The organism is Duodenibacillus massiliensis (assembly GCF_928721995.1).
GTDB lineage: Bacteria > Pseudomonadota > Gammaproteobacteria > Burkholderiales > Burkholderiaceae_F > Duodenibacillus > Duodenibacillus massiliensis.
In genome coordinates, this window is record NZ_OV788642.1 from 876,411 (window position 1) to 901,385 (window position 24,975).

Sequence of the window (24,975 nt, forward strand, 5' to 3'; positions counted from 1 at the left end):
GCGCGGCGTTTTGTTTACCCGAATTTTTTAACGACAGGAATTCACAAAAATGGCATTCGGTGATGATCTGAAAGTCGAAATGGACGCAGCCAATCTTTACCGTGAGGAAATGATCACGGACCGCAAGATGGGCGTCATTCATGTGTTGACGCCGGTGACGGCTCAGGGAGAGAAGGACCCGGCCCGCGCCTGCATTTTCACCGGTGAAGTGCAGATCATGACGCAGATGGGACCGCTGCCGATTTCTTTTGAAATCAAGGCTGCAAACCTTGAAGAAGCCGTGAAGCTTTACGGGGAAGCCGCCAAAAAGGGTGTGCAGGAGACGATTGAAAAAATGCAGCAGCTTCGACGTGAGGCGGCAAGCAAGATCGTCACCCCCGGCACCCCCGGCTTCGGCGTCCCGCCGGCCGCCGGCACGGGCGGCATTCAGATGCCCTGATATTTTCCTTATGAGACTTTTCGGCTGTGACGATAAAGGACGCTTTTCCCGGTCAGCCCTTTACCCGGGCTGACTTTGAAAAAGCCGAAAAAGTTCTGCTGCGTGACGGACGGCTTTTTAACGCCGTCGTCACGCGGGTTACCCTCGCCGGGCGTACCTGGACGGTCAAAGACTTTTCAACGCGCCCCTTCTTCGTGCGTCCCTTCGGGCGCTTTCTTTTGGCACGCGAACTCAAGGCCGCGCATTATGTGGCCGACATCGACGGCTTTGCTGCAGAAGCCTTCAGACTCGATGAAAACGCCGTGGCGCTTGCCTTTATTCCTGGCAAAACCCTTGCCGAGCTTCCCCGTGAGGAAGTCACCCCGGCCTTTCTGATCTGCCTGGAAGAACTCATCAAAAACATGCACCGCGCCGGAATCGTGCATCTGGACATCCGCAGTAACGGCAACGTGCTGATGCGGCCTGATAAAACCCCTGCCGTCATTGACTTTCAGTCAGCGCTTGCCACTGCCGGCATGCCCGTGTGGCTCAAAAAATCGCTCGAAGCACTTGACATGAGCGGAGCCTACAAAAAGTGGAAGATTTTTCAGCCCGATGCGATGGGCGAAAAACGCGAAGCCGAACTCACCCGGATCAACCGCTGGCGGCGTCTTTGGCCGTTTAAGGGCTACTTCGGTCTTCCCCGCAGAAAATAATCCGACTAATACGGCCTTTGGGCCGCCGTTTTTTCCCGACAACGAAAAAACCGACTGCTGAGGCATCACTCAGCAGCCGGTTTTCGGGATCGTCAGCGCTCGCACAGCGCTGGGATACAGCAAGGATTAACGAAGCTTCGTTTCCTTGAAGAGGACGTGCTTGCGGGCAACCGGATCGAACATGTTGCGTTCGAGCTTACCCGTGGAGGTCTTCTTGTTCTTCGTCGTAGTGACGAAGTAACCCGTCCCTGCGGACGATTCCATCTTAATTTTTTCGCGTGCACCCTTTGCCATGGTTCAATCTCCTGTCAGGTTAGATTTCGCCGCGGGCGCGCAGATCCGCGAGAACCGCATCAATACCGATCTTGTCGACAGTGCGAAGACCAGCCGTCGTCAAACGCAGGCGGACCCAACGGTTTTCACTTTCGACCCAGAAACGACGATACTGCAGGTTCGGCATGAAACGACGCTTGGTCTTGTTGTTCGCGTGCGAGACTTGATGGCCGACCATCGGCGCCTTGCCGGTGACTTGACACACTCGTGCCATCGCTAACTCCCGTAAAAAGTTGATTAAAAACGCTTCACGCCTCGCCGATATCCGGGCGTGAGCGCGAAAACTGAAAGACGATGATTATACGACAAAAATCCTCCTCTGCCAAACCTCTGATTTCTCAGGCAGAAGAGAAGCCCGCCGCGGGCGCTCCATTTGCATAGTGCGCCCTCACCGCGAAGGGCGCATTCTACACTGTCGCGCGCCTGTGCGTTTGTGAGCCGCCGGCGTTTTTCTTCTACACTTTCGCCAACACTCAAATTTACAGAGCAGCCACTGCCATGCAGATCATTCTTGCCCAGCCCCGCGGTTTTTGTGCGGGCGTCACCCGCGCGATTGCGATTGTCGAACGTGCGCTTGCCGTCTACGGCCCTCCCATTTACGTGCGTCACGAGATCGTTCACAACAAAACCGTGGTGGAGCGGCTCCGGGAACAGGGTGCGGTCTTTGTGGAAGATTTAAGTGATGTGCCTGACGGCGCCACCCTTATTTTTTCCGCGCACGGCGTACCGGTTGCGGTGCAGCAGGAAGCGGAAAAACGGGGCTTCCGGATTTTTGACGCCACCTGCCCCCTTGTCACGAAGGTTCACCGCGAAGTGATCCGCATGAGGCAGCAAAACCGCCGCATCATCATGATCGGTCACGCCGGGCACCCGGAAGTCGAGGGCACGATGGGGCAGGTCAAGGACGGCATCACGCTCGTGCAAAGCCCGGCGGAAGTGAAAAACCTTCCGGCAACACTTGACCCCTCCACCCTTTCTTATGTCACGCAGACCACGATTTCCGTGGATGACGCCCGCGATGTGATTGATGCGCTCAAGCAAAAGTTCCCCGGCATCGCAGAACCCAAAAAAGCCGATGTCTGCTACGCCACGCAAAACCGTCAGGATGCGGTAAAGGCGCTTGCCGCCCGCGTGGACCTTGTGCTTGTGATCGGATCGACCACGAGTTCGAACTCCACACGCCTGCGTGAGGTGAGTGAACGGTGCGGCGTGAAGGCCTACCTCGTTGACAGTGCCGAACACATTGACCGCGCCTGGCTTACCGGCGTTGAAAAAGTCGGCATCACCGCCGGAGCCTCCGCGCCCGAAGCCCTGGTTCAGGGGGTTGTGGAAATGATTCAGAAAGAGTTCGGTGCCCAAAGCGTCACAACGCTTGCGGCGGCCGCGGACGAAAACGTCGCCTTTCCCATGCCCAAGGGCCTGTGGCAGAGCGACCTTGATGAAGCGCGCTCACAAAAGAATTAACCTTAGTTCCCGCCCAAATGTTGTTACTACACATTTGGGCGGTTTTTAATGGGGATGTAAGGTTTTCAGTGCTCAGTATCGCTTCAAGTGTGATCCCCGTGAAAGCAGGCGCGGTATGTGCGGTGTTTTCCATGTCCATCACGGCCGTTGCGCCCTCCTGAGTTCCTCTTCCCATTCCGTGGGTACCAAAACTCAGACAGGTTTCTTATGTTTTCTGCGCCATGCGACTTTGTGTCTACGGCACCGTACTCCTATAAATTTGGTCCTTCGTCAGGTACTGCCCTGCTTACTATGACCGTTGCTGACTACTCACGGCAAGCTTTACTCCGACAATGCTGTTGCATTGAAGTCCGTGAGTCCTCCTCGGGTAAGAACGCGTTCTTTCCCACCATGTACCTGCTGCATCTACACCTCGGATTCCGTGTAGCTTCGGACTTCATCTTGTTTTGCAGACTTACCCATCTTCGAATGCCTTATGCAGTTTCTGTACGTCAGGTCAGTGGTTTGCCTCCAGCTTCCTTCAGATCCCGCCTCGCGGAGGACACCCTTGCTCTTGGCTATGTGCTTGGTGCTACCCCCTGCACTCGGGACTTTCACCCATTAGAACGCGCTCATGCCGAGCGCACAAATAGAAACGCCGCACGGGAACGATAATCCCTGCGGCGTTTTTTTTATTTACAGAGAGACAAGCGTCACTTTGCCGGTTTCGTCCCTGCGTCGTTCTTCGACCTCAAAATCAGATGCTTCATCGCCTCATGGAAGACAGGCACGGCAATCGTCCCGTGTGTTTCGCGCGGATAGTCGTCGACGAGAACCGCGCTTTCGGTTCCCGAAAAGGACCTTAAAGCCTCTTCAAAGCGCTTTTCGGACGCAAGATTTTGGCTTGCCGTCGTGCCGCTCGCCTTTCTCAAAGCCGTGCCGAAGCCCGCATAAACGAATGCGCCGGGGCGTCCCGAGCCGGGCTTTGCCTCCAGGCTTCTCACGAGCACGCCGCCGTCCCACCAGAGGGACGGATCGGCCGCCACCCAGGCATCAAACAGCTCGGGGCGCTCCGCCATGGTGTGGAGCGCAAAGAGTCCGCCGAACGAGTGGCCCATGAGGACGTGCCTCAAGGTTTCTCCTTCAAAGCGTTTGGTAACTTCGGGCTTCACGGTCTTCTCAAGGCATTCCACGAGTTCCGAGGCGCGCCCGCCCTGAGCGGGCTTTCCGGTGTCTCGACCATTGCGGCCGATGCTCGAGCGCGTGGGCGTCAGGAAGGCGGTGCGGTCGGGCACGTCGACGGCCGCAACGGCACAGGTCGATGCGGCGCCCTTCGTGCCCGAAAGCAGGCTGCAGATACCGGAAACCGCAGGGCCCAGCCTTGCGCCGTCGGTCACGTAAAAGACTGTGACGGGCCTTCCGTTCTCCCCGGCATGCGGACCGGCCGTGAGCGTCATCGTGCAGACGGGCTCCGCAGCCTGCGAGATGCCGCCCATTGCTAAGACGGCGGCGGCCGCGAGGATTCTTTTGTCATTCATAGAAATTCCGCGAGGAAACCCGCGTCTTCAGACGCGGGAGGAATCGCGGCTGTTTTTATTTTAAAAATTGGTACCATACGCACTATGCTAAACATCGTTTACAGCAGAAACTGCGTCTATCAGACAGCTTACCATATGGTATGGTGCCCCCAGTACAGGAAATCCGTTCTCAGGGGTGGTGTTGCGCAGTCTCTGCGTGAGTTGCTTGAAAGCATATGCGCTGAAAGAAAGTATGAGATACTTTCTTTGGAAATTCAGCCGGATCACCTGCACCTGTTTGTCAGTTTTCCGCCGTCCGTCAGCATTGCCGACGCGGTGAGAGTATTGAAGGGTGCCAGTGCAAGGATGCTGCTGATGCGGCATCCGGAACTCAAAAATGAACTTTGGGCAGGCCATCTTTGGTCGCCTTCTTACTACGTCGGAACAGCAGGCAGTGTCAGTGCAGAAACGATCAAAAGCTACATCGAAAGGACTGAACACATCCGCGGACGGCGTTAGGCGCGTTGAAGGGAGCAGCAAGTGTGTCCGCACAGCCTGCGTTCGGCTGGAACTACTCGATCCGGCAGCACACGAAAAGCTCGCAGCGACGCAGAGACTCTATGCGCAGGTGTGTAACTTTGTAGTTCCGACAGTAGCGGCGGACCGCACGAAGAGGCTTTGGCAGCGTTTCACGCTGCATCACGCAGTTTATGACAAGATCAAGGCAAAATTTCCGGATCTCGGCAGCCAGTATGCCTGTAACGTCATCCGCTCGGTGTCGGCAGCCTACAAGACGGAGCTTGCCAAGCATCCGGCACAGCTCAAAAGTGAGGACAAGAAGCTCAAGACGCTGGTGTTCAGGCACCCCTCGGTTCACGTCGACAAGAACACGCTGACATTTTTCCCTGACGGCACTGTTTCAATTTCAACCATCAGCGGTCGGATTCGGGCACGTCTGTGCCCCGGACCTTTTCAAAAAGAGTTGCTGGCTTCTGGAAAGCGTAAGGAGTGCAACCTTGTTCTGCATCCCCGGAGAGGCCGGAAAGAAGCGTTTTGGGAGCTTCACATCGCTGTGGAGTCCCAAGGTTGTTCGGGCGAAGAGCATTTAAAGAATCTGAAAGCCGACGAGATCATGGGTATTGATGTCGGCGAGAACAATATTGCGGCCGTCAGCACGGGCCGTATTTGGAAAGCAGGAGCATTAAAGGATAAAAGAGACCGATATATGAGTCAGAGAAAGCGTCTTCAGCGCAACGGCTCTCAGAGTGCCAGACAGCACCTGAAAAAAGCCTCAGGCCGAGAAAGACGCCATGTGACGCATGTCAATAACGTTGTAAGCAAAGAGATTGTGCAGGAAGCCGCAAAGCGGGGTATCAAGTTAATCGCCCTGGAAGACCTGACGCATATCCGGGATCACATCAAGGCCGGGAAACGCATCAGAAGCCGACTGCACCGCTGGTCTTTCCGTGAGTTGCAGGAGATGATTGTTTACAAAGCGGCAGCCGCTGGAATCCGGTGTGTTTTCCTGGATCCGCGCTATACAAGCCAGACATGCTCACAGAATTTCCCGCAGGAAGCCCGGGGCTTGAGCCCCGGGAGGAATGCGGGCTTTCGAAATTTTTTAATTTTGGCCCAAACGCAGCCAAACCATGCACATAGTTTTCGCTTAAGGTATATTCAGCCGCTATGAAATCGCGCACACCGTCCTTTGTCATCGAGCTGGGCCTGAAAACCGGAGAGGATCAGGAAAGTGCACTGGAGACCTACTTCTCCGATGCATGCCAGCTCTTCAATGCTGTTCTTGGAACAGCAAAGAAACGCGTGCGCGCCATGAAAAGCACTGAAGCATGGAAGCTGACGGCCGCGATGCCCAAGGGCAAAGACCGTAACAAGCGGTTTAAGGAAATTCAGAAGTCCGCCCTCCTTTCCGAGTATGCCCTGCATGATGTCGTGAAAGAGCACCGTGCCAAGGGCGGCTTTACAAAGCGCATCGGCATCAACGAAGCGCAGAAAATTGCCACACGTGTCTGGCAGGGCATTGAGCGCTGGCTGCTTCATCAGGGCGGTCAGCCGCGGTTTAAGAGTGCTAAACGGGGCTTGCACAGCGTTGAGGGAAAATCAAACAAAACAGGGTTGCGTTGGAAGGCCAAGACGTGGACGCTCGAGGTTCTGGATCTGGTGATAAAGGCTGAAGCGCCGGATGCCTGGCAGAAAGAAGCTCTTCTTTCAGCAACAGATCCGTCCGGTTTTAAGCGTGTCAAATACTGCCGTCTTGTCCGGCGGATGATCCGCGGCCGTATGCGCTACTTTGTTCAGCTCATTGTCGAAGGCGTACCGCCCGTCAAGCACGTTTATGCTCCCAAGGATCTCAAGGTGGCTGTTGACCCGGGCCCGAGGACCATGACTTTTTACAGCCCCGAGTGGCAGCAGAAGATTTTGGTGAGCGCGGGCACTGTCTCTCAGGAAAAGGAGATTGCGCGTCTTTTACGTGCCATGGACCGCTCCCGCAGAGACACGAATCGGGAGTGCTACAACGCGGACGGCACCGTTAAAGCCGCCGGAAAAAAGATTGTCTGGAAGGAATCCAAGACCTATAAGGCAACAAAGGCAAAACTTGCGGATCTGTACCGCCGCCAGGCGCAAACCCGCCGTTGCCTGCACGGCGAAGTGATTAACCAGGTGTTCGGCCGGGCCGGCACCGTCATTGTGGAGAAGAACTCATACAAAGCATTTCAGAGAGCCGGATACGGCAAGAGTTTGGGCAAAAGCGGTATTGCAGGATTGATAACCCGGATGACAAGTAAGGCTGAAAGCGCCGGCTGTTGTGTGGTGGAAGTCAGTCCCCGGAAACTGCGCCCGAGTCAGCACGATCCCGAAACGGGAACGTACCGTAAGAAGGCTCTTTGGGAGAGAAGTCACCAGTTGGGAGATACGGGCTGGTACATGGACCGCGACCTTGCGGCCGCCATGAACCTGTATTTTGCGGATCCCGCCACTGACAGCTACGATCTGAAGGCTGAGCAATCAGCGCTTGCGAGGCACAAACAAGTCTCAGGGAACGCCGGATCGATAGTGCAGTACAAACCAGCGAATCGGCAAGACGAAGCAGTCCTTCGCCGGAACCGACGGATCGAGCTGATGAAGCCCGTACCCGTAGAGCGGTTGCGTTTTAAATGTTCCTGTGGTGCAGGGGACGCCCGGGCAGACAAGGCCTCAAAAACCTTGCCTGTTACGGGAAAGCCTGCACCGTGTCAGGAAACCCCGCGCTTTCAAGCGCGGGTTGTTTAGCCTCGACCGCATTCTCGCGCGCATGCGAACTCAGAAGGCCAAAGTCTTTGATCAGACTGTTATTCCAGCCGAGATGGTCAAAGAACACAACGACATCTACAAGCTTCTCGGGATCAAGCCTGCAAAGGAATACCCAATTAAAGACCGCCCAAATGTGTAGTAACAACTTTTGGGCGGGAACTAAGGATTAAGGAACACACATGTCTTTTACTGCGCTTTACGGCGAAGACCCGGAAAGGAGTCTCTGGCGCATGCCCGCCCCCTGGGGCAGCCTTATCCTCACCGAATGCTTCGGCACGCTCTGGCAGATTGAGCCTGACTTCACGCCCTGCGAAACACCGGACGCAGCGCCCGAGGTCATCGCCCGGGCTTTTGCCGTGCTGGAGGGCTATCTCACGGCACCCGCACCGGCCGCGGCGCACGATGTCGCCCGGCTTTTTGAGCTCCCCAGACTCACAAACCTCCCGGAATTTTCCCGCTCGGTGCTGCGTACGCTGTGTGAAACCGCTCCGGGCACCGTTCTTTCCTATGCCGAAATTGCCGCCAAATGCGGCAGACCGGGCGCCGTGGCCGCGGTGAGCCGGATATTGGCCTCAAACCCCTTTCCGCTTTTGATTCCCTGCCACCGTGCGGCCGCTGCCGGCGACATCAAACGGTTTGATGTGACCGACCCCGCAACTTTTGCCCCCAAAACCTGGCTCGGACAACAAGAATTCTCACAAATCGCCGCCTGGCTCAGACTGCACGAACTCGCCTTCGCGGCATAATCGCGGAAAACCGTTTTTCTGCGGCAGGAGAGAACACTGCCGCAGCACACTGATCATGAGTAAATCCAAACACGAAAGCGCATCGCCCGCCACCGAGTGGCTCAAAAAACACAATGTGGATTTTGTTGAAATGAGCTACAACTATGTGGAGCACGGCGGCACCGCGGAAGCCAGCCGCCAGCTGGGCGTTGACCACCACCAGGTTGTGAAAACCCTCATCATGGAGGATGAGCACGCCAAGCCCCTCGTGATTCTGATGCACGGTGACTGTGAAGTCTCCACCAAAAACCTCGCGCGTCAGACGGGCCGCAAAAGCATTGCGCCCTGCAAACCCGAGCAGGCGCAGCGCAATTCCGGCTATATGGTCGGAGGCACGAGTCCCTTCGGTACGCGCAAGGTGATGCCCGTGTATGTGGAATCCACCATCGTTGACATGCCCGAGATTTACATCAACGGCGGTCGGCGCGGTTTTCTTGTGAAAATAGCAGGGCGCGTTTTGGTTGACGCCTTAAAGGCCGTGCCCGTGCATGTGGCCATCGAAGAGGGACATAAATAGTCAACTACCCCTGACTGAAGTCAGAGGCTTGGCAACAAGTCTTGGTTGACTAGCCTCAGTCCGTTTTCGGACGGACTCCGTTGGTTGGGAATCCGTTCCGTCGCAAGACGGGACGCAAACAGGCACCGCGGGATGTCGATCCTAGTCCCGCGCTCTGCGGTCTGCGGTTAAAAGCTCTGAGAGGTAGGAGCGGTGCTTCAGACAACAAACCCCTTCCAACATTGGCGAAGGATCAGAACCGACCACAAGGTCGAGCAGACGGAGCCCGCGAGGTATCCGTCAATGGAGAACACTTTGAAAGTTTTTGTGTTGAATATGCGCGGGCAACCGCTCATGCCGTGCTCCCCGCCCAAGGCGCGTAAGCTCCTTCGGGCCGGGAAGGCCGTGCCTGTGCGCCGAACGCCCTTTGTGATTCAACTGACGGTGCCGACGGGCGAAACCAAGCAGCCGATCACCTTGGGTGTGGATGCGGGCTACAAGTACGTCGGCCTGAGCGCAACGACCGCCAAGGAAGAGTTGTTGGCTTCCGAGGTCGAACTGCGGCAGGACGTGACGGGCTTGCTCTCAGATCGCTTGGCACTTCGCCGCGCCCGACGCAACCGCAAGACCCGCTACCGTGCGCCGCGTTTTGACAATCGCGTTCGATCAAAGCACAAGGGTTGGCTTGCGCCGTCCGTGGAGAACCGCATTCAGGCGCACATATCGCGCATTGAAGCGGTTTGCCGAGTGCTTCCGATCACCAAAATCGTGATTGAAACCGCATCCTTCGACATTCAGAAGATCAAAAACCCAGAGATTGAAGGCGAAGGCTATCAGCAGGGCGAGCAGCTTGGCTTTTGGAACGTGCGCGAATATGTGCTGTTCCGCGACGGTCACGTTTGCCAAGCCTGCAAAGGCAGATCGAAAGATCTGATTCTCAACGTGCATCACATTGAGAGTCGGAAAACGGGAGACGACGCGCCGGGCAACCTCATTACGCTGTGCGAGGCGTGCCACAAGGCGTATCACGCAGGCAAGTTGAAGCAGTTCAGTCCCCGGCGCGGCGCTTCTTTCAGGGCAGAGACTTTCATGGGCATCATGCGTTGGACGGTGTTCAACCGCCTGCGCGAGCGCCATCCCGAATTGCCTGTCACGAATACCTACGGGTATCTGACCAAACACAAGCGCATCGTCGCGGGCTTGCCGAAGACGCATTGCGCGGACGCTTTCTGCATTGCTGGCGTCCTCGACGCAAAACGTCGGGGCGAATACCTGTTTCAGAAACAGACGCGCCGCCGCAATCGCCAGATCCACAAGCTGACGATTCTCAAAGGCGGTGTGCGCAAGCGCCATCAGGCTCCATACCTAGTGCACGGCTTCAGGCTCTTTGACAAGGTGCTGTGCAAAGGGGAAGTCGGCTTTATTTTTGGCAGACGCTCCTCGGGTGCATTCGATGTGCGCCGTCTGAACGGTACAAAGATTTCTGCCAGCATTTCCTACAAGAAACTTTCGCTTCTTGAGAAGCGAAAGATGTTTTTAACTGAACTGAGAAAGGAGGGCCGCGATTCCTCCCACGTCTGAAGACGCGGGTTTCCTCGCGGCATTTCTATGAGCCTGCCGTTTGAGCTCATGATCGGCCTGCGCTACATGCGCGCGGGCCGCAGAGGGCGCCGCAAAGACGGCTTTATGAGTTTTATCTCCGGGATGTCGACCGCTTCCATCGCCGTGGGCGTGATGGCACTCATCATTGTGCTTTCCGTCATGAACGGCTTTCAGAAGGAAGTCCGTGACCGCATGCTCTCGGTGCTCTCGCACGTGGAGGTGGTTAGCCTCACCGGGGCCCTGCCCGACTGGAAGGCGGAAGCGGCGGAACTTACCGAAGTTGACGGGGTTGCCGCCGCCGCACCCTTTGTTTCCGGCCAGGGGCTTTTCTCGGGCGGCCGCACGGTCAGAGCGTCACTTGTGCGCGGCATTGATCCCGCGGAAGAACCCAAGGTGAGTGAACTCGCGCAGACCGTCGGAAAAGAAGGGCTTGCCACGCTTACCAAAGGCAGCTTTAACATCGTTCTCGGCAAAGACCTCGCGCGTCTTCTCGGCGTGACGGTCGGAGATACCGTCACGCTCATCGTCCCCAAGGGCAATGTTTCGCCTGCAGGCTTTGTGCCGCGCATGAAGCAGATGAAGGTCAGTGCCCTTTTTTCCTCCGGGCACTATGAGTACGACAGCACGATGAGCCTCATGCATATCGATGACGCCGCCGTTTTGTACCGTACCGGGGGCCCTGCAGGCCTTCGCATCCGCACGGACGACATGCAGAACGCCCCAGCAATTGCCCGCGCTGTGTCGGCCAAACTCCCCCGCGGCCAGTACGCCACAGACTGGACGCAGCAAAACCGCACCTGGTTTGCCGCCGTGCAGGTTGAAAAGCGCATGATGGCCGTGATTCTTTTCCTTATTGTGCTTGTGGGCGCTTTCGGTCTTGTCTCCGCCCTTGTGATGACCGTGACGGAAAAGCAGACCGACATTGCGGTGCTGCGCACGCTCGGCGCCTCAAAGCGCTCGATCATGATGATCTTCATCATCGAGGGTGCCATGGTTGCGGCCGTGGGTGTCGCTGCGGGCGTGGCTTCCGGCCTCGCGATAGCCATGAACCTTGATGTGATCGTTCCGGCGATTGAATCGCTTTTGGGCACGCAGTTTCTGCCCAGGGAAATCTACTTCATCAGTCAGATGCCCTCTGATCCGAGAGCCTCAGACATCGTGCCCATTGCCGTGCTGAGCTTTATTCTGAGTCTTGCGGCGACGCTTTACCCCTCGTGGCGCGCGTCACGCACCCATCCGGCCGAGGCCCTGCGCTATGAATAGTCCCGTCCTGGTTTTAGAGCATGTCCGTAAAAGCTACGCCGAAAACGGCCGCGTGGTGCCGGTTCTCAAAGACGTCACCTTTTCCGTGGAGCGCGGCGAAACCATCGCGGTAATCGGAGCCTCGGGTTCCGGGAAAAGTACGCTGCTTCATGCTGCGGGCGGCCTTGACGGGTTTGACGCGGGCTCCATCCGCTTAGACGGCGAGGAACTAGCCGGACTAAACGGCGCTGCGCTTGACACCCTCAGAAACCGAAAGCTCGGCTTTATCTATCAGTTTCACCATCTGCTGCCGGAATTTACGGCCCTGGAAAATGCGGCGATGCCGCTTCTGATTGCCCGCGTGCCGCGGGAAAAGGCGTTTGCCAAGGCCAAAGCACTTTTGGAAAAAGTGGGCTTGGGAGAAAGGCTCGAGCACCTTCCGTCGGAACTCTCGGGGGGCGAGCGTCAGCGAACGGCGGTGGCCCGCGCCCTGGCTGCTGATCCCGTCTGCATCCTCGCCGATGAGCCGACCGGGAACCTTGACGCCGAAACCGCCGTCGCCGTTTTTGACATTCTTGCCGAAAGCGCCCGCGAATGCGGGGCTGCGGCCGTAATCGTCACGCACGACAACACGATTGCAGCACGCTGCGACCGCGTCCTGCGCCTTGTAGACGGCACGATCCGGGAGGAATGACCGCCGATGCCCGCAGGCCTTATTGACACGCACAGTCACCTCGACTGTCCGGCCTTTGACAAAGACCGGGCCGAGCTCGTTCATGAAGCCCGCACCGCCGGTGTCACCGACATTCTTGTGTGCGCCGGGTTTCCTGCGGGCTTTGAGGCGGCGCGCTCCGCCGCGCACACCTACGGCCTGCACTACGCCGCGGGCATTCATCCCCTTTTTCTCCCTGAAGAAGAGGAAACTGAAGCGGCACTCACGGCCCTTAAAGACTTTCTGAGTGCGCACGCGGACGACCCCCGTCTTGCCGCCGTGGGCGAAATCGGACTGGACGGCTATATCGAGACACCGACAGTGGCTGAGCAGCTCCCCGTTTTTGCCGCTCAGCTTAAGCTTGCCGCCGAGTTTGATCTGCCTGTTTCCATACATGCCCGCCACGCCGTGGATGCCGTGAGCGCCGCAATCCGCAAAAGCGGTGTCAGACGCGGCGTCATTCACGCGTTTAACGGGTCATCTGAGCAGGCTAAGCGCCTCATTGATCTCGGCTTTAAGCTCGGTTTCGGCGGCGCACTCATGTACACCGGTTCCAAGCGCATCCGCCGCATTTTTGCTGAAATCGGCGACACGGACTTTGTGCTCGAAACCGACGCACCCGACATGCCCTCGCCCGGGCGCCGCGCCGACGCGGACAGCCGCACGCATCCCGCCGACATTGCCCTTTACTGTGAAGAAGCCGCCCGTATCCGCGGCGTGAGCCCGGAAAATCTGGCCCGTCTTGCCCGGGAGAGTGCCCTGGCCGTCTTTTCCCGCATGGCAGCCTGAAGCATCCGAAATATTTTCCGGCTCTAAGGCGCTTAACAGAGGGCGCGTCAGCGGGCTTGGGCTATGATGGAGAGATACATTCTCAAAATTTCCGTATTTCCTGCGGAAACCTGTCTTCGGAGGCATTACACATGCAGACAAACAACGTGATCGTTGCCGTCATCGGCCTGGATCAGCCCGGGGTTGTGGCCTGCGTTTCATCAGTGATGACGCGGCTTAACTGCAACATTGAACACATGACGCAGACGGCGCTGCACAATCAGTTTGCCGGCATCTACGTCGTGGACAAACCCGCGGACCTTTCCAACAATGCTCTGCAAGAGGCCCTCGAAAAAGAGACCGCAAAGAAGAAGATGAAGCTTTCCATCATCACGCGCGACATGGAAAACCCCGAGCACGAGGCCCCTGCCTCACAGCCTTTTGTGATCAGCGTTTACGGCAAGGACCGCAACGACATCGTGGGGACTTTTGCGCATATCTTCGGCGAGCAGGGCATCAATATTGAGGCACTGCGCGCTTTCCCGTTAGGGGACGGCTCCTCCATGCAGGTTTTTGAAGTGAGCATTCCCGATGACATTGACACCCGCAGCCTTCACCGCGTGATGCTTGAAAGAGCCAAAGCGATGAATCTCAACCTCACGATGCAGCACCGTGCGATCTTTGAAGCCGTGCACCGCATTGAAGCCATCTGACCCCATTAACGAGCCTTTTACCGGAAAAAGAACACCATGCTTAGTGAACGCGAGGTTTTATCCACCATCAATATGCTGCGGAGCGAACACCTTGATGTACGCACCGTCACGCTCGGCATCAACCTTTTTGACTGCGCCAGCCACGACTTTGACGTCTTTGAAGTCAAAGTCAGAAGCAAGATCCGCAAGTACGCCCGGCGCCTTGTGGAAACCTGCGACATGATCGGCGACCGCTACGGCATCCCCGTTGTCAACAAGCGCATTGCCGTGAGCCCCATCGGGACCGTGGGCGCGGGCTTCACCCGCGATCAGATGGTCCGTGCCTGTAAGGTTTTAGACGATGCCGCGGCCGACGTTGGCGTCAACTTTCTCGGCGGTTTCGGCGCTCTCGTTGAAAAGGGCATGACCCCGGGCGAGAAAAACCTCATTGAAGCGCTTCCTGAGGCGCTTGCCACAACCGAGCGCATCTGCTCGTCGATTAACGTGGGCAGCACCAAGGCCGGCATCAACATGGATGCCGTGGCTCTCATGGGTAAAACCGTGAAGGCCGTTGCCGAAGCCACTGCAGAGCGCGACGGCCTCGGCGCCGCCAAGCTCGTCGTGTTCTGCAACATTCCGCAGGACGTCCCCTTCATGGCGGGCGCCTATCTCGGCGTCGGTGAACCCGATGTGGTGATTGACGTCGGGGTCTCAGGCCCCGGCGTTGTCAACAAAGCCCTGCAGCGCGCCATTGAAGAAACCGGCCGGCGTCTGACGCTTTCTGAAATCGCTGAAGTCATCAAGCACACCGCCTACAAGGTAACGCGTGTGGGTGAATTGATCGGCCGCAACGTGGCCCGCGAAATGAATCTGCCGTTCGGTGTGGCGGATCTCTCGCTTGCACCCACGCCGGCCGTGGGCGACAGCGTGGGCGAAATCTTTCAGACGCTGGGGCTGTCTTCGATCGGAGCTCCGGGTTCAACCGCGATTCTTGCAATGCTCAATGACGCCGTGAAAAAGGGCGGCGTCTTTGCTTCCGGCAACGTGGGCGGCCTCTCCGGCGCCTTTATTCCGGTAAGCGAAGACAGCGCGATTGAAGCCGCTGCCCGCTCAGGCGCCCTCACGATGGAAAAACTCGAAGCGATGACGTGCGTGTGCTCCGTGGGCCTGGACATGATCGCCATTCCGGGCGACACGCCGGCCGACACCATCGCCGCCATGATTGCCGACGAAGCCGCAATCGGCATGATCAACAACAAAACGACGGCCGTGCGCGTGATTCCGGTCCCCGGCAAGAAAGTGGGCGACGTGGCGGTCTTCGGGGGACTCTTGGGTGAAGCAAGCATCATCCGCGTCCCGGGCGGCGACAGCTCAACTTTTGCAAACTTGGGCGGCCGCATCCCCGCTCCGATTCACAGCCTTAAAAACTAAAACCGCAAAAGGCATGCACCAAAACCGGCGGCGCGGGATAATGCGCCTGCCGGTTTTTCCAACGACAGAGTTTTTGTTTCATGCAGATCGATTTCGCCAGATTTCCCGAGATTCCGCAGGGCTCGTACAGTCAGTCCACAGCGGACCCGGATGTGCTGTACGTCTTTTTTGATGAAAAACAGACCGACGGCACCGTCAAGCGCCTGGACGTGGGGGAAATCCGGCAGGGGGTCTTTACGTTTGCCTCTTCCTGGAAGGCCCATGCCGCACAGGCTGAAATCAGCGGCCGCATCAAGGACCTGGCCCGGGTTGACAGCACCCCTGAGGATTCGGTCGGCATTGACATGTACGACCTCTTTTCTGAGCCCATGGCGGCGGTAAAACCCGCCGTCAGTGCGCCCGCACGGACAACTGAAAACAGCCTGCTTGACCTGCGTCCCGTTTTGGCCGCACTGTGGCTTACCGCCATGGCCGGCAAACCCGGCTGCGAAGACGCCGCCCGGTTTTTGTCCGAGCAGTCGGCGTTTCTCAGCAAACTCACGCAGACAACAAACGAATCGGCCGCAACGGCTGAAACCATCCGCGAAGTCCTGATGCTCTTTAAGCCGGCGGCCTTTCAGCAGACATTGCTTAAAGTCCTGATGGACTGCATCCGCCCGGCTGACGGCAGCACAGCCGCCCCCCTCACCTGGCACGCCCGTGAGGCGGTACTTGAGACAACGCTTTCTTTGGGCGGACTTTTCGCCTCGGGCGTGTCTCTGACCGGTACGCTTCTTGCACCGCACGTCTGCTGCAGCAAAAAGGAAGCCTCTGCGGCCCTCACCGAAGGCGCCGACTGGGTTGTTTCCGTCACGGATGCCGCCAAGCAAAAGACGCTTTCCCGCGCGTTTGAAAAAACGCCGCAAAACGCCCGGATCGCGCAGACAATTGCTGCCGGAGAGGAGCACTACAGTGCCGATCTCGTGCCCGGAAGGCTTTTCACCAAAACGCTGCAAAAAGCCTGGCCGGGGCTCTCAGAAGGCAGTCTCATTCGGCTCGTGCCGGAAGCCGATTCCAATAACGCCGTCTTCTTTTTAACGTCGCTGCCCCCGACGGCAACGACACTTTTGCGCCTCAAGGCACTTGTCAGCCGGACACCGGCTCCCGATACAACCGCTTCGGTCTTTTTCCTCTCCGAAGTTGTACGGGGTACAAACTCCGCAGCGGTATTAAACGGTGAAGCGGTTGAAAAGCTTGCCGCAGCCGTCACCCGCAACGACAACAGCCGGCGCAAAAATGCCGGCAATGCGGTCTCATCTGCGGCCGATCTTGCAAGGCTTTACCGCGATCCCGCGGAAGCCCTGCGTGCCGCGGCGCTCTATCTGAACCTTGCTTAACCAAGGAAAAAACAAGACGGCCTTCGGGCTGTTTTTCGATTTTTAGAGTGCGTCTATTTCCGCCATCAGACTGAGCATAAGCCTGCAGAACATAAGGTTTTTCAGCGCGTAAGATGCCCGGCAATCCGAGACAGCATCCGAAAAGACGAGGCCGCCCATGCGAATTCAGAAGCGCTCGGCGCTGATAAAATAAGCGGTTACGTTCTTTTTCTGTCTCACTATTGAGGAGTAACTCAGCACCATGGCCCACGTTGTCTGTGAAGCCTGCATCGGCTGCAAACGCACCGACTGCGTTGATGTCTGCCCGGTTGACTGCTTCCGGGAAGGTCCCAACTTTCTGGTGATCGATCCCGACGAATGCATCGACTGCGCCGTGTGCGTTCCGGAATGTCCGGAAGCCGCGATCTATGCCGAAGAGGATGTTCCCGCAGATCAGCAGGAATTCATTGAGCTCAACCGTGAACTCGCCCGCCAGTGGCCTTCCATCACGCACAAGAAGCCCTATCCGGACGATGCCGATCAGTGGCGCGGAGTGAAAAACAAGCTTCAGTATCTGAAGCGTTAACCGGCGTTGCCCCTTACGCGCATCCCGGCACTTTTTCTTTGGCAGAGGCTTTAGAAATGGCTGTAATGACTACCCGTGTTGCATCGGCAGAGCATGTTGCCGACAACGTCATCCAACTGCGTCTGGTGAACCCCGAAGGCTTTACCTGGAAGACCGGTGAATTTGCCCGGATGGGCCTGAAAATCGAAGGCGATGAGGTTTTCCGCGCTTATTCGATCGGCTCGGCTCCGGCAAGCGAAACCGTGGACTTTTATATTGCGAACGTCACGGGCGGTATTCTCTCGCCGAAACTCAATCAGATTAAAACCGGCGACTCCGTTTTAATCGACACGGAAGTGGGCGGCATGCTTCTTGCGGACCGCCTGGAAGCGGGCGGCAAAGACCTCTGGATGTTTGCTTCCGGTACCGGTGTTTCGCCGTTTCTCGCCGTTCTCTCCGATGAATCGATCACATCGCGCTTTGAACGCCTGATTCTCGTACACGGCGTGCGCACCTGGAATGAAACGGGCTACGTTTCGCGCTTGGTTAAGCGCAGTCCCAAACTTACCGTTGTTGCCTGCGTGACGCGCGAAAAAGGGGCGGCGGTAAACGAACGTATTCCCGACGCTTTGGCTGACGGCTCGCTTGAAAAGCTTGCCGGCATCACCATCGAAAAAGAACACTCCCGCGTCATGCTCTGCGGCAATCCGGGCATGGTCAAGAGTGTGCGCGAAGCCATGAAGGCCCGCGGCATTGTGAGCCCGAGAGGCGGCAAACCCGGCCAGCTTCTCGCGGAAAACTTTTGGCTTTAAGTCATAACCAACCCTCTGCGGCAGAGCTCGAAAGTCTTCTGCCGCAGACGCAGTGCCGACAGTGCGGATTTGCTGGTTGCCGCGAATACGCCGAGGCGATGCTTACGGGCACGGCCCCCGACCGTTGCCCTCCGGGCGGCGATGCCGGCGTCAAAATCCTGGCTGCCGCATTACACCGCGCTGAAACAAAACTCAATCCCGAATACGGGCACGAAGCCCCCTTTGCGTTTGCGCGCATCGATGCCGGTCGCTGCATCGGGTGCCGGCTCTGCGCCAAAATCTGCCCCGTTGACTGTATTGCGGGCGCTCCCAAGCACCTCTACGCCGTCATTGAAAGCGAATGCACGGGCTGTGCGCTTTGCCTCACGGCCTGCCCCATGGACTGCATAACACTCGTTGAGTGCGGCAAAGTCTGGAGCAAAGACGACGCCCGGGCCGCCAAAGGCCGTTATGAAGCCAAAAAAGCCAGGGCCGAGCGAAAACTGAAAAAACTCACGGAAACAGCTGAGCGCCTTGCCGTCAATAAAAAATCCCTGATGGCAGATGTTTTAAAACGCGCCGCACTGCTTCAGCAAAAATAAAAAAAATGAATAAAGAAAAACGCCGCCGGATATTTGAAATTCTCTCCGCCGAGCGGCCCGACCCCAAAAGCGAACTCAATTACACGACGCCCTTTGAATTACTGATTGCCGTGATGCTTTCAGCGCAGGCAACCGACAAGAGTGTCAATATCGCCACCGCCAAACTCTTTCCGGCGGCCAATACCGCGCATGCGATTGCCGCCTTGGGCGTCGAAGGCCTTGAGCCCTATATCCGCACGATCGGTCTGTGGCGCGCCAAGGCAAAACACATTATTGACACCTGCACGATTCTGGAAAAAGACTTTAACGGCGAAGTCCCTGCCGATTTTGATGCGCTCACGAAACTGCCCGGTGTCGGCACTAAAACCGCCAATGTAGTTTTAAATGTCGCTTTCGGTAAACCCACGATTGCCGTTGACACGCATATTTTCCGCGTCGCAAACCGTACCGGTATTGCTCCAGGAAAAACGCCGCAGGACGTGATGGAAAAACTGCTGAAAACCACGCCCAAAGAGTTTCTCACCAATGCGCACCACTGGCTTTTGCTGCACGGCCGCTACTGCTGCAAGGCAAGAAAACCCGAGTGCGGCGCCTGTCCGATTTTTGATTTGTGTGAATATCCGGAAAAAACGAAAGAGTAATTTAGTTTCGCAAAAAAGAAATTAAAAAAGTGTTTCTCCGTGATTATCTGCGTCCGTATTAATTACAATGCTGATATTCACTAAACAAACACAGGGATATTCAAATGTCCGTTGATATTCAGGAACTGCGCAAGCTGCAGCTGCAGGAAGATCAGGTCCGTGCCAAGAAGGAATCGTTCCGTAAGGACGCCATCGATACCATTAACTGTCTTATCGCCATGTTCGGCTTTAAGCCCTCTGACCTCGATTTCGAAGGCACCTGTACCCCGAAGATTCTCAAGGGTACGCGCGGCCGCAAGACAAAGACCGCTGTTGCCGACAAGCCCAAGCGCACCATTAAGCCGAAGTATGTGACCCCTGACGGCGCCTGTACCTGGACGGGCCGCGGCAAGATGCCCGTGAAGATGCGTGAACTCGTGGATGCGGGCACGCCGCTTGAATCCATGCTCATTGAAAAGACGCCCGCTGAACAGCTCTGAGCCGTCTCTCAATATTGAGTTCAAAAGCCGCCCGCGATAACCGTACTGCGGGCGGTTTTATTTTACAGGTTATCCGAAACTGCCCGTATTAAGGCAGATATCCGCAATCGTTGCTCATCCGGTCTGTTTTTTGAGAAACCTCTGTTACGCTTTACCAGAATTTGAAACGCACTGCTTCAAAACGCTGCGTTATCGTTAAGCTGAGTTTGTCTGACCGATTTTTCGTGAGAAATTTTCCGCACCATGTCCGGACTTGTTGACTTCAACCGACGCCGCCTGCTGAAACTCCCCTTTGCCGCTGCCATTGCCGGCTCGGGCACGGCTGTTGCGGCAGCAACAGGTGTGCATCATGTCTCGCTTGAGCTCGGCGGCAGCTTTCAGGGCGAGCGCCTTGCGCGCATGATGGCGGAGAAAAACTACCGGGACGGTGCGTTTCACAACCTCCCCGGCGGCACCCGAGGTCCGGCTGTCGCGGAATCCCGCTGGAAAAAGATCACCAAGGCCTTTGCCGAAAAACCCGAGGGCGTCAAGCCTTCGGCGCCGGTTGCGCACCAGAAAACCGACCTCAGCAGCGTCCGTAACGGCGAAATGGTCTGGCTCGGACACTCGGCGTTTTACCTCAGAGCCGAAGGTCTTTCGATTGCCGTGGATCCGGCCCTTGCGGCCGCCTGCCCGATTCCCGGCTTTTTTGAGCCCTTTAAGGGAGCAGATGTCTACCGGGCCGAAGACATTCCGCCCTTGGACGTCCTTCTCATCACGCACGACCATTACGACCACCTCGACTACCCGACGATTGCGGCGATCAGATCACGCGTTAAGCGTGTGGTCTGTCCGCTGGGGGTGGGTGCGCACTTTGAAGCCTGGGGCTACGATCCCGAGCGGATCACGGAAACCGTCTGGCATGAGTCCGTGCGTCTTGCCCCCAACCTTGAACTCACCTGCCTGCCCTCGCAGCACTTCTCCGGCCGCACGATGACGATGAACACGACGCTTTGGGCGGGCTTCATGTTCGATATCGCTGGCTACAAGCTCTACCTCTCCGGCGACGGCGGTTACGGCCCGCACTTTAAGGCCGTCAGAGACATGTTCGGGCGCATTGACTTTGCCGTACTCGAAGACGGCCAGTACAACAAGGAGTGGTCTGACATCCATCTGATGCCCGCGGACTGGAAACTGGCTCTCACGGATATCGCGCCCGCCGTTGTCATGCCCTGCCATAACGCCAAATACGCCTTAAGCCGGCACGTATGGACCGAACCCCTCACTGCAGCGCTTGACAATGCCCGCTCTGTGCGGATTCCGGTCACCACGCCTCTGATCGGCTCACGCATTGCGCTTGCTGATCCCGCGGCGGCAGGTAAAATCTGGTGGCCCGAAAAACCTTGATTTCCGTCTCCCCGTGAGTTCCGATTCTTTTAACGGCGTGCGCCTTACCGTTGCTCCGATGGAAGGCCTCACCGGTTATGTGTTCCGCCGCCTCCACCAATCTTTTTTCGGCGGCGCGGATGCCTACTACATTCCCTTTGTCACGCCCACACAGGAGCCGCGCTTTACCGAGCGGCAGTTAAAGGACCTTGCGCCTTCAGTCAACAGGGGAATTCATTGCGTTCCTCAGCTTCTGACGCGCCGCCCGGAGGACTTTGTCTGGGCCGTGAGGGCGCTGCTTGACATGGGCTACGATGAAGTGAACCTCAACCTGGGCTGTCCCGCCGGTACCGTCGTTGCCAAAGGGAAGGGTTCGGGATTTCTGCGAACTCCTGCGGAACTTGACACATTCTTCGGTACGGTTTTTGACACGCTCGGAGACGATATTCCCGTCACGGTCAAAACACGACTCGGCTGGAGCGAAGAGTATGAGTTTGCCGATCTTGCACGGATTTATTCGCATCACCCGATTAAACGGCTGATTGTGCATGCGCGGCTTAAAACCGATCTGTATAAGGGCGATGTGAGGCTTAACGTCTTACAGGACGCTCTGCCCCTTCTTGCGATGCCCCTGGGCGTAAACGGCGACATCGTGACGGTCGCCGACCTCAAAGCCCGTCTTGCCGCCTTTCCCCGTTCCGTCGAACTCATGGTCGGGCGCTCCCTGATGGCCGATCCTGCGCTTTTCAGAAAAGCCCGCGGCGGCGAAGCGGCAACGCACGATGAGATCTTTGCCTTTACCGATGCCCTCTTGAAGGACTACACGGCGGCGTTCTCAAGCCTCAAAAACGCCGTGATGCGGTTAAAGGAGTATTGGTTTTTCCAGCAGTTTCTCTTTGAAAACCCGGAAAAGCACATCAAGCGCCTCTTTAAAGCCAGGACGCCGGACGATTTCTTTGCCGCCCTTGACGCCATGAAAAACGAACTCGAGATACGGCCGGAACCCGTTTACGGCTGGCGCAAAGCGCTTGGCTGATACCCGAAAGCAACGCTGCGGAAAGACTTTTTCAAAAATAAGCAGAAATACTCATATTTGCGGATAGAATAAAAGAAAAGGACCCGCACGGGTTCGTCTCCGTTTCACTACTGCAAAAGAGGCAAACGTATGACGCTTATTATCGGATTGACCGGCGGTATCGCCAGCGGCAAAACCACAGCCACGGATGCCTTTCGTGCACTCGGCGTCCCTGTCATTGACGCCGATGAAATTTCGCATGTCCTCACTGCCGCTCAGGGTAAAGCCCTTCCGGAAATTGCGCTTGAATTCGGCGCGGACGTGATCGGCACCAACGGCCTTAAGCGTGAACTCATGCGCGAGATCGTCTTCAGCGACCCGAAGAAAAAAGAAAAGCTTGAAGCGATTCTGCACCCGATGATCAAAAAGGAAATCTTCGAGGAACTGAAAAAGGTCAGCGGCGCAGACTATGTGATTCTGAGCATTCCGCTTTTGGTGGAAAGCGGCCGCTGGAAGGACGCCGTCGCCCGCGTCGTGGTGGTCGACGTCCCCGAAGACGAACAGATCAGCCGCCTGCGCTTTAACCGCCATATGAGCGAAGAAGAAGCACGCGCCATCATTGAGTCGCAGGCAAGCCGCAAGGAACGCCTTGCCGCTGCCGATGACGTAATCAGCAACGTGGGCACGATCGACGACCTCACCGAGGCCGTTGCCGAGCTTGACGCCAAGTACCTCGCGATGGCCCGTGCCAAAAAAGCCTAAACTGTCGGGTTTCCCATGTCCTGAGCCGGTCTTTTTAGGAAAAGGGCCGGCCCGTTTTTATCCGGAAAAAAACCGATGCTTGTGAAATGTCCCACGTGCAAAAAGATGCACGAGTATGACGTTAAAAGCCCCTGGAGGCCTTTTTGCAGCGAGCGCTGCAAATTAATTGACCTCGGCAAGTGGGCCGCGGGTGAATACCGCATTGAAGGGGCTCCGGGAACCGCTGACCCCGAAGCCCTTGCGGCCGAAGTGATGCGTCAGGCCGCCGAAGAGAAAAAAGACAAAGATTAAAACCGGCAGTACACGCCGTGAGCACCGGCCCTGAGGGACTCCGTCAGGGTTTCGGGCGACCCTTCCACGTAAAGTGGCAGCCGGTTGCGGTGGTGGCTCACAAGGTCCGTGCCGGGATTGACGCAGAGAGCATAGGTAACGCCGTCGGCGGCCGCTTCATCGGCTTCGGCGTCGGTTGCCGCCCAGCAGCCCGTCTCACGCAGATCAACCACGGGAAGCCCCTTTTCAGCGGCAAATTGAAGGGCCGTGTCGTCCTCAGCCAAAAAGGCTGCGCCCTTGGTATGCCGGACAAAGTCCGCGGCCTTTGTAAGCCCCGCGGAGCTTTCCGGCACCGCCAGCACCGCGGGCAGCGCAATCCGGCTGATCACAAGCGCGTCCATCGGCAGCAGCTTCATTGCGGCAAGTGTCCCGGTGTCCTCTGCCGTACACCAGCAAAACGTCTGATTTTCCAGCGCCTTGGGCGTTCCGCTGAAGGCCCAGGAACGCCGGAAGTGAAGCCTCACATAGGCGTGGGGATAGTCGTGCTCCATGACAAACCAGGGGACCGAATCCGTAATCGTCAGATCCAGCTCCTCCCGGAGTTCACGCACGAGCGCCTCGTGCACGGACTCCCCCTTTTCGAGTTTTCCGCCCGGAAATTCCCAGTAACCCGCGTAGGGTTTCCCTTCCGGACGTGATCCGAGCAAAAACTTCCCGCTCTGAGGATCAATCACAACGGCAACAGCAACTTCGGTGACAGGACGATCGGGCACTTTCACTTCCTCATGGCTTTGAGTTTTTCACTGCCCGCACGGTTACGGGCGTACTGCAGCGCCACGCGGCCGCTTCGGCCGCCGCGCTGCAGGGCAAACTGCAGGGCTTCAAGACGCACAGCTTCGCTTGTGACGACCGCCTCTTCAACGCCGAAACGGCGCAGAGCGGCAAAAACGGCAGCAAGGTACTTGTCCTGGCTGAAGGGATAGAAACTGAGCCACAGGCCGAAGCGCTCGGCAAGCGAGAGCTTTTCTTCAAGCACTTCCCCGGGATGCAGCTCCCCTTCATCGTCTAAAACCGCCTGTGCGTTGTCTGACACGGGTTCGGGCAGCAGATGCCGGCGATTACTCGTGGCGTAAACGATGAGATTGTCGCCGCCCGCGGCAACCGAGCCGTCCAATGCGGCTTTAAGCGCCTTGTAGCCTCCCTCACCGAGTTCAAAGGAGAGATCATCGCAAAAGAGAATAAAGCGCTCGGGGCGGCGCGCCGTGATCCGCACGATATCGGCAAGATCTCTGAGATCATCCTTATCGATTTCAATGAGCCGCAGCCCCTCATCGTAAAAACGCGTCAGGCACCCGCGGATCAGCGAACTTTTACCCGTACCGCGTGCGCCTGTAAGTAGCACGTTGTTGGCGGGAAGCCCCTTTACAAACTGCTCGGTGTTGGCCAAAAGTTCCGCCTTCTGTCCCTCGATATAAAGCAGATCATCGAGCTCAACGCGGGCGAATTTCTCCACGGGTTCAAGCCGCCCCACCGTGGTGCCCAGGCACGTGCGGCGCACCCAGCGGAAAGCCGGTCGTGTCCAGTCGGTTTCATCTTCAGCCGCAGGGAGCACCGCCTTAAGGCGCGTGAGCACCTCGCCGAAGAGTTTTTCGTTTTCCGGCGTCAT

Annotated in this window: 28 protein-coding genes and 1 pseudogene; 24 read left to right on the top strand and 5 right to left on the bottom strand. The window is 57.2% G+C overall.

Annotated elements, in window-relative coordinates; translation table 11 throughout:
• Positions 1-49 precede the first annotated feature (49 nt).
• Positions 50-439: a hypothetical protein gene (locus tag NXF97_RS03950; protein ID WP_274956538.1), complete on the top strand. Its 390-nt coding sequence runs from the start codon at positions 50-52 to the stop codon at positions 437-439.
• A gap of 26 nt (positions 440-465) precedes the next feature.
• Positions 466-1,134, top strand: coding sequence for a hypothetical protein (locus NXF97_RS03955; RefSeq protein ID WP_274956539.1), 669 nt, complete (start codon positions 466-468; stop codon positions 1,132-1,134).
• A 126-nt stretch (positions 1,135-1,260) separates the two neighbouring features.
• Here the strand turns inward: NXF97_RS03955 and rpmG are convergent, their stop codons facing one another.
• Together rpmG and rpmB are read right to left on the bottom strand one after the other, a co-directional pair.
• On the bottom strand, positions 1,261-1,428 hold the full coding sequence (gene rpmG / locus NXF97_RS03960; RefSeq protein ID WP_022372828.1) for a 50S ribosomal protein L33: 168 nt from the start codon (positions 1,426-1,428) through the stop codon (positions 1,261-1,263).
• A gap of 19 nt (positions 1,429-1,447) precedes the next feature.
• On the bottom strand, positions 1,448-1,681 hold the full coding sequence (gene rpmB / locus NXF97_RS03965) for a 50S ribosomal protein L28 (RefSeq protein WP_022372829.1): 234 nt from the start codon (positions 1,679-1,681) through the stop codon (positions 1,448-1,450).
• Positions 1,682-1,965: 284 nt separating this feature from the next.
• Between rpmB and ispH the strand changes: the two genes are divergently transcribed.
• A complete protein-coding gene (gene ispH, locus NXF97_RS03970) occupies positions 1,966-2,931 on the top strand; it encodes a 4-hydroxy-3-methylbut-2-enyl diphosphate reductase (protein WP_022372830.1) in 966 nt (321 codons plus the stop codon).
• Between the two features lie 692 nt (positions 2,932-3,623).
• On the opposite strand, the gene NXF97_RS03975 is transcribed toward ispH, so the two are convergent.
• The gene (locus tag NXF97_RS03975) at positions 3,624-4,448 is read right to left on the bottom strand and encodes an alpha/beta hydrolase (protein WP_274956540.1); all 825 of its coding nucleotides are present in this window, start codon (positions 4,446-4,448) and stop codon (positions 3,624-3,626) included.
• Positions 4,449-4,532: 84 nt separating this feature from the next.
• On the opposite strand from NXF97_RS03975, the gene tnpA reads away from it, so the two are divergent.
• The 21 genes from tnpA (at position 4,533) to NXF97_RS04080 (ending at position 23,330) form a co-directional block, all read left to right on the top strand.
• Positions 4,533-4,946, top strand: coding sequence for an IS200/IS605 family transposase (gene tnpA / locus NXF97_RS03980; protein ID WP_074009392.1), 414 nt, complete (start codon positions 4,533-4,535; stop codon positions 4,944-4,946).
• 109 nt (positions 4,947-5,055) lie between these two features.
• On the top strand, positions 5,056-6,117 hold the full coding sequence (locus tag NXF97_RS03985) for an RNA-guided endonuclease InsQ/TnpB family protein (protein WP_274956541.1): 1,062 nt from the start codon (positions 5,056-5,058) through the stop codon (positions 6,115-6,117).
• A complete protein-coding gene (locus NXF97_RS03990) occupies positions 6,114-7,715 on the top strand; it encodes a transposase (protein ID WP_274956542.1) in 1,602 nt (533 codons plus the stop codon). The genes NXF97_RS03985 and NXF97_RS03990 overlap by 4 nt, the downstream gene beginning before the upstream one ends.
• Positions 7,716-7,915: 200 nt before the next feature.
• Positions 7,916-8,482, top strand: coding sequence for a methylated-DNA--[protein]-cysteine S-methyltransferase (locus tag NXF97_RS03995; protein ID WP_074009823.1), 567 nt, complete (start codon positions 7,916-7,918; stop codon positions 8,480-8,482).
• Positions 8,483-8,537: 55 nt separating this feature from the next.
• Entirely contained in the window at positions 8,538-9,038 is a 501-nt protein-coding gene (locus NXF97_RS04000) for an aminoacyl-tRNA deacylase (protein ID WP_022372422.1), read from the top strand.
• Between the two features lie 282 nt (positions 9,039-9,320).
• Complete coding sequence (gene iscB / locus NXF97_RS04005; RefSeq protein ID WP_274956543.1) at positions 9,321-10,598, top strand: RNA-guided endonuclease IscB; 1,278 nt, start codon at positions 9,321-9,323, stop codon at positions 10,596-10,598.
• A 27-nt stretch (positions 10,599-10,625) separates the two neighbouring features.
• Positions 10,626-11,882: a lipoprotein-releasing ABC transporter permease subunit gene (locus NXF97_RS04010; RefSeq protein ID WP_074009821.1), complete on the top strand. Its 1,257-nt coding sequence runs from the start codon at positions 10,626-10,628 to the stop codon at positions 11,880-11,882.
• Positions 11,875-12,555 carry an ABC transporter ATP-binding protein gene (locus NXF97_RS04015; RefSeq protein ID WP_274956544.1) on the top strand — a complete coding sequence of 227 codons (681 nt, stop codon included), beginning with the start codon at positions 11,875-11,877 and terminating at the stop codon, positions 12,553-12,555. The genes NXF97_RS04010 and NXF97_RS04015 overlap by 8 nt, the downstream gene beginning before the upstream one ends.
• Before the next feature lie 6 nt (positions 12,556-12,561).
• The gene (locus NXF97_RS04020) at positions 12,562-13,362 is read left to right on the top strand and encodes a TatD family hydrolase (protein WP_022373031.1); all 801 of its coding nucleotides are present in this window, start codon (positions 12,562-12,564) and stop codon (positions 13,360-13,362) included.
• Positions 13,363-13,493: 131 nt separating this feature from the next.
• Complete coding sequence (locus NXF97_RS04025; RefSeq protein ID WP_274956545.1) at positions 13,494-14,054, top strand: glycine cleavage system protein R; 561 nt, start codon at positions 13,494-13,496, stop codon at positions 14,052-14,054.
• Between the two features lie 36 nt (positions 14,055-14,090).
• Positions 14,091-15,464 carry a PFL family protein gene (locus NXF97_RS04030; protein WP_022373033.1) on the top strand — a complete coding sequence of 458 codons (1,374 nt, stop codon included), beginning with the start codon at positions 14,091-14,093 and terminating at the stop codon, positions 15,462-15,464.
• A gap of 80 nt (positions 15,465-15,544) precedes the next feature.
• A complete protein-coding gene (locus tag NXF97_RS04035) occupies positions 15,545-16,840 on the top strand; it encodes a hypothetical protein (RefSeq protein WP_274956546.1) in 1,296 nt (431 codons plus the stop codon).
• 241 nt (positions 16,841-17,081) lie between these two features.
• Positions 17,082-17,405: a ferredoxin FdxA gene (gene fdxA / locus NXF97_RS04040; RefSeq protein ID WP_074009817.1), complete on the top strand. Its 324-nt coding sequence runs from the start codon at positions 17,082-17,084 to the stop codon at positions 17,403-17,405.
• Positions 17,406-17,470: 65 nt separating this feature from the next.
• Complete coding sequence (locus NXF97_RS04045; RefSeq protein ID WP_274956547.1) at positions 17,471-18,196, top strand: ferredoxin--NADP reductase; 726 nt, start codon at positions 17,471-17,473, stop codon at positions 18,194-18,196.
• On the top strand, positions 18,187-18,777 hold the full coding sequence (locus NXF97_RS04050; RefSeq protein ID WP_022373036.1) for an RnfABCDGE type electron transport complex subunit B: 591 nt from the start codon (positions 18,187-18,189) through the stop codon (positions 18,775-18,777). The genes NXF97_RS04045 and NXF97_RS04050 overlap by 10 nt, the downstream gene beginning before the upstream one ends.
• Positions 18,778-18,782: 5 nt before the next feature.
• Positions 18,783-19,418, top strand: coding sequence for an endonuclease III (gene nth, locus NXF97_RS04055; protein ID WP_274956548.1), 636 nt, complete (start codon positions 18,783-18,785; stop codon positions 19,416-19,418).
• Between the two features lie 104 nt (positions 19,419-19,522).
• Positions 19,523-19,897, top strand: a complete 375-nt coding sequence (locus NXF97_RS04060; RefSeq protein WP_274956549.1) for an H-NS histone family protein — start codon at positions 19,523-19,525, stop codon at positions 19,895-19,897.
• 243 nt (positions 19,898-20,140) lie between these two features.
• The gene (locus tag NXF97_RS04065; protein WP_274956550.1) at positions 20,141-21,283 is read left to right on the top strand and encodes an MBL fold metallo-hydrolase; all 1,143 of its coding nucleotides are present in this window, start codon (positions 20,141-20,143) and stop codon (positions 21,281-21,283) included.
• 13 nt (positions 21,284-21,296) lie between these two features.
• Positions 21,297-22,298, top strand: coding sequence for a tRNA dihydrouridine synthase (locus tag NXF97_RS04070; protein WP_274956551.1), 1,002 nt, complete (start codon positions 21,297-21,299; stop codon positions 22,296-22,298).
• 129 nt (positions 22,299-22,427) lie between these two features.
• Positions 22,428-23,039, top strand: coding sequence for a dephospho-CoA kinase (gene coaE, locus NXF97_RS04075; RefSeq protein WP_074009813.1), 612 nt, complete (start codon positions 22,428-22,430; stop codon positions 23,037-23,039).
• A 75-nt stretch (positions 23,040-23,114) separates the two neighbouring features.
• Positions 23,115-23,330, top strand: a complete 216-nt coding sequence (locus tag NXF97_RS04080) for a DNA gyrase inhibitor YacG (RefSeq protein ID WP_074009812.1) — start codon at positions 23,115-23,117, stop codon at positions 23,328-23,330.
• A 350-nt stretch (positions 23,331-23,680) separates the two neighbouring features.
• Here the strand turns inward: NXF97_RS04080 and NXF97_RS10765 are convergent.
• A pseudogene (locus NXF97_RS10765) lies at positions 23,681-24,088 on the bottom strand (NUDIX domain-containing protein); the annotation flags it as partial.
• A complete protein-coding gene (locus NXF97_RS04090) occupies positions 24,085-24,975 on the bottom strand; it encodes an ATP-binding protein (RefSeq protein ID WP_022373835.1) in 891 nt (296 codons plus the stop codon). The gene NXF97_RS04090 and the pseudogene NXF97_RS10765, both read right to left, overlap by 4 nt.

Excerpts from the sequence above, each read along its gene's own strand:
- ispH (WP_022372830.1), top strand. The coding sequence starts at position 1,966 with ATGCAGATCATTCTTGCCCAGCCCCGCGGTTTTTGTGCGGGCGTCACC.
- rpmB (WP_022372829.1), bottom strand. The coding sequence starts at position 1,681 with ATGGCACGAGTGTGTCAAGTCACCGGCAAGGCGCCGATGGTCGGCCAT.
- coaE (WP_074009813.1), top strand. The coding sequence starts at position 22,428 with ATGACGCTTATTATCGGATTGACCGGCGGTATCGCCAGCGGCAAAACC.
- NXF97_RS04065 (WP_274956550.1), top strand. The coding sequence starts at position 20,141 with ATGTCCGGACTTGTTGACTTCAACCGACGCCGCCTGCTGAAACTCCCC.
- tnpA (WP_074009392.1), top strand. The coding sequence starts at position 4,533 with ATGCTAAACATCGTTTACAGCAGAAACTGCGTCTATCAGACAGCTTAC.
- NXF97_RS04090 (WP_022373835.1), bottom strand. The coding sequence starts at position 24,975 with ATGACGCCGGAAAACGAAAAACTCTTCGGCGAGGTGCTCACGCGCCTT.
- NXF97_RS04035 (WP_274956546.1), top strand. The coding sequence starts at position 15,545 with ATGCAGATCGATTTCGCCAGATTTCCCGAGATTCCGCAGGGCTCGTAC.
- NXF97_RS04000 (WP_022372422.1), top strand. The coding sequence starts at position 8,538 with ATGAGTAAATCCAAACACGAAAGCGCATCGCCCGCCACCGAGTGGCTC.
- NXF97_RS04080 (WP_074009812.1), top strand. The coding sequence starts at position 23,115 with ATGCTTGTGAAATGTCCCACGTGCAAAAAGATGCACGAGTATGACGTT.
- NXF97_RS03975 (WP_274956540.1), bottom strand. The coding sequence starts at position 4,448 with ATGAATGACAAAAGAATCCTCGCGGCCGCCGCCGTCTTAGCAATGGGC.
- NXF97_RS04060 (WP_274956549.1), top strand. The coding sequence starts at position 19,523 with ATGTCCGTTGATATTCAGGAACTGCGCAAGCTGCAGCTGCAGGAAGAT.
- NXF97_RS03995 (WP_074009823.1), top strand. The coding sequence starts at position 7,916 with ATGTCTTTTACTGCGCTTTACGGCGAAGACCCGGAAAGGAGTCTCTGG.
- rpmG (WP_022372828.1), bottom strand. The coding sequence starts at position 1,428 with ATGGCAAAGGGTGCACGCGAAAAAATTAAGATGGAATCGTCCGCAGGG.
- NXF97_RS04015 (WP_274956544.1), top strand. The coding sequence starts at position 11,875 with ATGAATAGTCCCGTCCTGGTTTTAGAGCATGTCCGTAAAAGCTACGCC.
- NXF97_RS04045 (WP_274956547.1), top strand. The coding sequence starts at position 17,471 with ATGACTACCCGTGTTGCATCGGCAGAGCATGTTGCCGACAACGTCATC.
- fdxA (WP_074009817.1), top strand. The coding sequence starts at position 17,082 with ATGGCCCACGTTGTCTGTGAAGCCTGCATCGGCTGCAAACGCACCGAC.
- NXF97_RS04010 (WP_074009821.1), top strand. The coding sequence starts at position 10,626 with ATGAGCCTGCCGTTTGAGCTCATGATCGGCCTGCGCTACATGCGCGCG.
- NXF97_RS04020 (WP_022373031.1), top strand. The coding sequence starts at position 12,562 with ATGCCCGCAGGCCTTATTGACACGCACAGTCACCTCGACTGTCCGGCC.
- NXF97_RS03990 (WP_274956542.1), top strand. The coding sequence starts at position 6,114 with ATGAAATCGCGCACACCGTCCTTTGTCATCGAGCTGGGCCTGAAAACC.
- NXF97_RS04025 (WP_274956545.1), top strand. The coding sequence starts at position 13,494 with ATGCAGACAAACAACGTGATCGTTGCCGTCATCGGCCTGGATCAGCCC.
- iscB (WP_274956543.1), top strand. The coding sequence starts at position 9,321 with ATGGAGAACACTTTGAAAGTTTTTGTGTTGAATATGCGCGGGCAACCG.
- nth (WP_274956548.1), top strand. The coding sequence starts at position 18,783 with ATGAATAAAGAAAAACGCCGCCGGATATTTGAAATTCTCTCCGCCGAG.
- NXF97_RS04030 (WP_022373033.1), top strand. The coding sequence starts at position 14,091 with ATGCTTAGTGAACGCGAGGTTTTATCCACCATCAATATGCTGCGGAGC.
- NXF97_RS03950 (WP_274956538.1), top strand. The coding sequence starts at position 50 with ATGGCATTCGGTGATGATCTGAAAGTCGAAATGGACGCAGCCAATCTT.